This window comes from Arcticibacter svalbardensis MN12-7 (assembly GCF_000403135.1).
Lineage (GTDB): Bacteria > Bacteroidota > Bacteroidia > Sphingobacteriales > Sphingobacteriaceae > Arcticibacter > Arcticibacter svalbardensis.
The window spans coordinates 1-7,099 of record NZ_AQPN01000048.1; the positions used below are offsets into that span (position 1 = coordinate 1).

10 protein-coding genes are annotated in these 7,099 nt (G+C 36.7%); all 10 read right to left on the reverse strand.

What is annotated here, in order from left to right:
• On the reverse strand, positions 1-666 hold a 666-nt coding region (locus tag ADIARSV_RS05905), incomplete at its 3' end, for a TIGR04283 family arsenosugar biosynthesis glycosyltransferase (protein ID WP_040299256.1).
• Positions 663-1,346, reverse strand: coding sequence for a TIGR04282 family arsenosugar biosynthesis glycosyltransferase (locus tag ADIARSV_RS05910; protein ID WP_200864720.1), 684 nt, complete (start codon positions 1,344-1,346; stop codon positions 663-665). The genes ADIARSV_RS05910 and ADIARSV_RS05905, both read right to left, overlap by 4 nt.
• On the reverse strand, positions 1,291-2,265 hold the full coding sequence (arsM, locus tag ADIARSV_RS05915; RefSeq protein WP_016194515.1) for an arsenosugar biosynthesis arsenite methyltransferase ArsM: 975 nt from the start codon (positions 2,263-2,265) through the stop codon (positions 1,291-1,293). Before arsM ends, ADIARSV_RS05910 begins: the two co-directional genes overlap by 56 nt.
• Positions 2,266-2,275: 10 nt before the next feature.
• Complete coding sequence (locus ADIARSV_RS05920) at positions 2,276-2,800, reverse strand: aquaporin (protein ID WP_200864721.1); 525 nt, start codon at positions 2,798-2,800, stop codon at positions 2,276-2,278.
• A gap of 52 nt (positions 2,801-2,852) precedes the next feature.
• Positions 2,853-3,905 (reverse strand): arsenosugar biosynthesis radical SAM (seleno)protein ArsS, encoded by a 1,053-nt coding sequence (gene arsS / locus ADIARSV_RS05925; protein WP_016194517.1) that lies wholly within the window; start codon positions 3,903-3,905, stop codon positions 2,853-2,855.
• 2 nt (positions 3,906-3,907) lie between these two features.
• Complete coding sequence (locus ADIARSV_RS05930) at positions 3,908-4,243, reverse strand: arsenosugar biosynthesis-associated peroxidase-like protein (protein ID WP_016194518.1); 336 nt, start codon at positions 4,241-4,243, stop codon at positions 3,908-3,910.
• Positions 4,244-4,761: 518 nt separating this feature from the next.
• Entirely contained in the window at positions 4,762-5,157 is a 396-nt protein-coding gene (locus ADIARSV_RS05935; RefSeq protein WP_040299258.1) for a hypothetical protein, read from the reverse strand.
• A 398-nt stretch (positions 5,158-5,555) separates the two neighbouring features.
• The gene (locus ADIARSV_RS05940; protein ID WP_016194522.1) at positions 5,556-5,825 is read right to left on the reverse strand and encodes a hypothetical protein; all 270 of its coding nucleotides are present in this window, start codon (positions 5,823-5,825) and stop codon (positions 5,556-5,558) included.
• 3 nt (positions 5,826-5,828) lie between these two features.
• Complete coding sequence (locus ADIARSV_RS05945; RefSeq protein ID WP_016194523.1) at positions 5,829-6,428, reverse strand: sigma-70 family RNA polymerase sigma factor; 600 nt, start codon at positions 6,426-6,428, stop codon at positions 5,829-5,831.
• 219 nt (positions 6,429-6,647) lie between these two features.
• A complete protein-coding gene (locus tag ADIARSV_RS23135; RefSeq protein ID WP_394331144.1) occupies positions 6,648-6,719 on the reverse strand; it encodes a hypothetical protein in 72 nt (23 codons plus the stop codon).
• Positions 6,720-7,099: the final 380 nt, after the last annotated feature.

Below are 7,099 nucleotides of genomic sequence, written 5' to 3' on the forward strand. Positions count from 1 at the left end.
CTTGTAAGTTTTCAATATTTTTGCTTGCGGATAGCCCAGATAGTAGAGGGCCCAGATTCGAAAAAATATACCCTGCATTCTAAACATTCCATTATCCAGGTATTTTCTTGAAGACGTGGATACATAATCTCTGATCACTATAAATTTACCTTGTCGTTTTAACCTGTGAATTATTTCTTGATCTTCCATAATAAGCAGATCTTCCCTAAACCCTCCGATTTTATAAAATACCTCTTTGAACACAAACAGGCTTTGATCGCCAAAACGAACTGCATTTACATTAAAACGGGTAAACCAACTATTTGCCTTTAAAAACCAGTGCTTATGATCAAAAGCCAGTCTGAAACAACCGCTTTTAGCGTTATTTTGAATTGCTTTTAATATCGCCAGATCGAAGTGTAGGGGCGTTAAACTATCAGCGTGAAGAAAATATAAAAGTTCTCCTGTTGCAACCGCCACACCTAAATTCATCTGGCTCGCTCTTCCTTTCTTACCTCGTACTACATTGGCCCCATATTCCTGCGCTATAGCAAAAGTCTCATCATCACTACCCCCATCTACCACAATAATTTCAATTTGGTCCGTAGCACAGGTAGCTCTTATATTTAAGATACAATTCGCAATGATATACTCTTCATTAAACACAGGAATGATGATACTGATCATTTTAAATGCTGACTATTTTTATAAAATTTGTTTAGGTCTTCTTCATTATCTATGTCTGATAATGCCTGGAGCCTAGCCACCTTCAGACCATTATTTTCACAAATCTCTATGGTTTGGCTCAGTACTTTATCCGTACTCCAATCTATATTTACAAAGAGCTCATTATGCAATTTATTTAACGCCAAAAGATAATAACCTCCATCTAATGCGGGTCCTATTACCACCTCACAATTGCCTAGCTTCTCGAATGCCTGATCAATAATGTCGCTATTGATCTCAAAACAATCTGATCCTATGATGGCAACTTTTTCATTTTCCCACCTAAATGCATAGTCAAATGCATTGCGCATTCTTTCCCCTAAGCTCTTTCCAGACTGAATCTGCTTGTCGTACAATTCTTCCTTCCAAATGTCATCTGAGTCGATAAAATCTGAATATAAAACAATTTTATGAGCACAAGTATCTTTTGTTGAATTTTCTGTGTGTACCAACAACCGGTTGTAAACTTCTAAAGCTGCATCATCTCCGATTGTGGCAGCCAATCTGGTTTTTACTTTACCTTTTACAGCATTTTTTACAAAAATCAATAGTGCTTGCTTCATCTTACCTTGTTTAGGTTTATTTTTAGCAACAGCCACCGCCATCATAAAAATAGGTGCTTTCAGAAATGAAAATATCATTACGATTTAAGGCTGATAAATGACCTGCAGTTTTATCGCAGACAGACAAAGGCTGGTTAGGCACCAGTACATGTCCATTCTGGTCGTCAAAGTATTGGTCATCACCATAATAAATCGCAGTTTTGCCGGTAAATACACATGGGCCATCTTCTGGCATAGGGTCTTTAATGGCACAAACTTCCACACTTTCGATAAAGATAATTTCGCTGGTTTCATAGTGCTTTGGATCCAGAATTCTATAGGGTCTTTTGGCTCTAACTTCGATAGTTCCAAAACCAATGTCTGTGATCAATTTAATATAATCCTTTAAAGGTAGCGCACCACTTAGGCAAAGTGCTCGTAACCGTTCATCATCCTTGAGTACATCAGGCATAAAAACTTCGCAAGTTGGGTCACTCAAAACCAATCTGCCATGAGTCTTAAGTACACGATACATTTCCTTCAATGCTTGTTTTAATTCCTCTTCTTTAAAGATGTTAAATAAGCAGTTTTGTGCGGCAACATCAATACTGTTGTCTTCAACTGGTAAATGCAAAGCATCACCAGCTCTTAGATCGATATATTCACTTTTGAACCAGGTATTTAAGTTTTCTGCTGTTTTAAAATTCAATTTACAGGCTCCTATCATCTCCTCTACGACGTCCACTCCGATAACTCTGTGAGTATTCCGGCTGAAGTAGGCAAATTGTAAGAGTTCCATTCCACCGCCGACACCTACATATAAAATTTTAGGGTTGTTTACCAAATCTCTGGGATTTACGGTGCTTCCGCATCCATAATTCATTTCCAGCATTTCTTGAGGTATCTCCAAACCGGGCAATTGCCATATTGGAGTAGTTGTACAGCATAAGCCAACCTGAGGATTTTCGGCAGCTTCTTTATATATTTTTTTTGTTGTTTCCAGATATTCTTTATTCATAAGATTTGGTTTAAAATAAATATTTCCAGCACATCACTGCAAATGAAGCCCCTACTACTGGGGCTAAAATGCAGATCCATAGTACACTTGTATTTCCACTGATTAATGCCTCAAACAATACCACTCTACCCATCGCCAATCCCGCAAACATACCCTGCTCTTTGCTCACAGTAGCTGTGTTAATAATCACCAGCATCAAGATAAACGCTAAAATTATCTCTAAAATCAGTGACTGTCCACTACTGCCTGAAGGCACCGTTGATCCTAGATCATGGTTGTTTGGGAACAAATATTTCAAGGTTATACTTACCAGGGTTGCACCGGAGATTTGACTTATAATGTATGGTCCCAAGCTACTTAACGGAAAACGTTTTACTAGGGTAAAGGTTATGCTAACTGCCGGGTTCAAGTGTGCGCCGGAGATATTTCCAAAGGTATAAATCATACCCATAACCACTAGACCAAATGTTACGGCTACACCTAGGTGAGTCACTGTATGGGCCTGATGATCAATCAAAACGCTCCGGTACAGCAAAATACCATAATATAGGTCCCGATAAATTCAGCAAGGCATTTTTTCATTGTTTTTAGGATAAAACGGTAACTTCACCTCCACAGCTCGACCCTGCGCCGGCAGTGCATCCATAACAATGCTGTTTAATTACAATTTCTCTGGTGCTTAATGCACTCAGATTAAAATCTTTAAGGTGTAGCGTATGTGGCGTATTTACAGGCAGTTCCAGCATCTGATTGAAATCGCAATCGTAAAGAAAACCATCCCAACTTACCGATATGGTATTGCGGCACATGACATTTTTAACAGCCGAGGGATTAAAAGCGCTTACTAATTTTTCCATGTACTTATCATAATTGCCAGTAGAAATTAAGTAATCAAGGTATCTGCTAATTGGCATGTTGGTTATCGCATATAAGTTATTAAAACTGATACCGAATTCTTTTAATAACGCCTGCTTGTATTCAGCTTCCAATGCCTGCTGGGATGGTGGCAAAAAAGCACCAGCAGGATTGTAAACCAGGTTAAGTTGCAGTTCATTTTTGGATATCCCGTACCCAACTTCATTTAGCATCTGTAATGCTTTGATAGAATCTTCAAAAACACCATCTCCTCGCTGCCGATCTGTGCGATCTTTACTGAAACTGGGCAATGAGGAGACAACTTCTAACTGATTTTGCCTAAAGAATTCTGGCAGGTCATGATATTTTTTATTGGCCAATATAATGGTCAGATTGCAACGGACAATAATATGCTTATCTAATTTTTTTATCTCGGTAACAAACCACCGAAAATTGGGGTTCATTTCTGGAGCTCCTCCGGTAAGATCAACGGTTTTGATAGCAGAATTAGCCAATGTATTCAGGCACAAACGCATGGTTTCTATCGTCATGATTTCCTTGCGGTCAGGCCCTGCATCAACATGGCAGTGTTTACAAACCTGATTACACATTTTACCGATATTGATCTGTAGTATTTCTACTCCATTTGCCCGTAAAGGAAATTCGCCCAGAGCTTCTAATCGGGCTTTGAAAGAGGCATGCCTATGCAAACCATCATCTTCCAATATAGCCAACTGGTTACTAGAGTCAGAAAGCCTGTGATTTAATACCTTGAGTGACTTCATACTTACATTCCGATCTCTTTTACCTTGTTCATCATTTGTACACCATGTACCAATACTGCTCCCCCTTTTATTGCTGCCGCTACATGAACTGCCTCCATCATTTGTTGCTCGCTATATCCTTTTTCATAAGCGTCGCTACTGTAGGCATCTATACAATAGGGGCATTGAACGGCATGTGCGACCGCCAGCGCAATTAATGATTTCTCTTTAGCAGTCAAATGGCCGTCTTTAAATACCTCTCCATAATAGGAAAAAAATTTATCCGACATTTCTTTTTGATACTCAGCGATGTTGCCAAATTTGGCCAGATCATCAGCATTGTAGTAGTGATCACTCATTTTTCATTTATTTAGTACTTAAGACTAACATATCATCATGTCGTTTGTTTATTGGGTATTTTAATGCCTCGATTAGGCAGCGAGCAAGACCCAAATAAACAAGTATTGAAAATCACCTGATAAAATAGCAGCAAACTAATGCTCCCGATCGTCCAGTCTTTCTCTAACATGCCAGTAATAAGCATATAAATCCCCATTAAAAGGTAAATCACCTGCCTTAAATTTATAGCTATTATTTTAGTTAATATAACTTTCATCTACTTTAAGTTTAGATTTTGCCTTTAGTTGTTGATCCTAATATAAGACCATAAATACCTGCACAAAATTGGCAATTATTTCCAATCTTCATGTCCGGCATTCCATCATGGGAGCGATTAACATCACAATGGTCATCCCTGCTGTTGCAGCTATACCGCCGGTTATTGCCCGTTTTATTTTTATCGTATCCATGATCTGTTTTTAAAATAGGATTAATCTTTTAGAATTAATTAACCCTATTTTGGTTTAGTAGTTAAAGACTAACCTTTGGCAAGCGCCGCCATGTAAACTTTTTTGATTTGTTCGTTGTTCTCTGCAAGGCTAACTTCTGAAATAAGTTTTTTGGTCTTTGCATCGATAAAGTAAAGCATACCGGTTCCAGTATTTTTAGATGCAAATTTTTCAATACCTGCCTTTTTAAGCATTGGTAATGAGGCAGCCTTGGTCTTTGCATCAGAAAGGTCATTCATTACAATCTGAACATCCTTATTCTGCATGGCCATAGGCATAATGTGTTTTTCAAAACGTGGACCATTCTCCTGGCAAACATGGCACCAAGTCGCTTTGTTGACTAAAGCAATAACTTTAGTAGATTGGGCAAAACCCGTGATTGCTATTCCCATAAACAGCATTGTTGCAATAACTAACTTTTTCATAATTTAATATTAAGTAACTTGATTAATTTATGAGAGTAGTTGCTGTTTTATAGATAACCTGACACTTTTTTTATTTTATTTTTACACAGTGCATAAATGAGTATGAATTTATTGTATAATAAAGACCTGACAGGTTGCCAGAACATTAAAACAATATAGCTCCAATATCTATAAGAGAGCAGGAAATCTATTATTTGAATCTGTAGAACAGTTATCAAAACCACTTGAAAAAGGATTTTTTGACAATTGATAAAGCGCTTCGGCATAAAAAACTTTCAGCATAAAAACAAGGCTCTTTAATATGAGAATCCTATATTTTTAGGAGTTCTAAAATTACTCAGTTATGAAATGGAAGGCCACATTGGCTTCATTTTTCTGTTTATTTTAGACGTGAGGTATTATAGATTATTTTCTCTGAGTTTGGAGATTATACGATTTTCTAAATTTTCCATTTTATTATCATTAGATGAAAAATTGGTAATGTGATGCTGAAGCAATTCATCTATCAGCAAACTTTGTGTTTGATAAGCGGAACAGCCATCGCACATAGAAGTGTGAAGCTTCAGCATTATTTTTTCCTTTGCTGATAAATCGAACAAGGCTTTTTTTTCAATTAGTTCAGTTGCCTTTTTACAAGACAACATCATCCAGTTCATTAGTTTATTCATTATCTAGGCTTTAAACCATTTCATTTCAAGGCATTTTCTCAATTGCAATTTTGCTCTGTGAAGGATCTGCCAAAAATTAGTTGGAGAAATATCCAATTCCTGACAGATTAATGCGCCTTTTTTTTCCTCTATATATTTGAGGTTCATAGCAAACCTCCACTGTTCAGGTAAACTTTCCATGCAAGAGTCCAGCGTTTTGTTAAACTCGGGATCATCCAGTAAATGTGTTTGATCAACTTTCCAGAATGATGGTTTTTCTTCTTTCTTCCATCGGTCATTGTCATCAAAGAATTTCGCAAACATTTGGCCATCTTCTATTTTGGAGTGTGCATTATAGCCAACATCTTTACACCTGGCACGATAATAACCTTTAATTTTATTGTTAAGAATGGCCAAAAGCCAGGTTTTTGGGTTACTATCACCATTGAATGCAGTTAGCTGTTGATATGCAGCCAAAAAAGTATCTTGTAGAAGATCTTCTGCTACTTGTTTATCGGAAGTCTTAAATAGAGCCCAATTATATAAGTAGTGGGTATAAAGTTTGACCCACCTTTCTAGTGAAGGTCCATCTTTGTTAGGCTTATTATTATTTTTAGTAGTCATAAATTAAACTATCATACCAAATTTAGGTTAGTAACTATCAACTGGATTTTTATGTTGTGTAAACTACAATCTACAGATATTATGAAAGCGAATATTTTGTAATATTATTTTTCTTCATCCAATTGCATAGAGTAGGTTCGGTCACTTTGAAGCGTAAAGCAATGAACTTCTGTGAAGAACCATTAATAAGCAGTGCTTCAATTTCCGGTCGAAAGACATCTACCCTTTTACTGTATATATTTTTATACCCTTTTCAACTGCCATATAAATAATCTCCATACACTCAAGCATACTTCGCCCAAGTCGGGAAAATTCGCTGAGTAAAATGATATCACCTTTTTCAGCTCATTAAGAAGCGGTCCGATTTTTCGATTTTTCCAGGAAACTTTTCCTAAATTTTTTTTTAATAAATTCTACTCTGCTTAAACCTTTGTCATTGGCTAGGTGCAGGATATCAGCTTTGTTCTTTTCTAGGTATTGATCTATTGTTGATACTCTTAAGTAGGCTACTGTACGGGTCATTTTTTATAATTAGAAGAAACCATAAAATTATCCATTAATTTATAATAATATTTAATAAAAAAGTCATAGTTTTTATCTGATTCAATTATATTGTTGTCCGGTAAAACCGGGATTAGTAATTTTTAGTTGGCGCATTTGATTTGATGGGC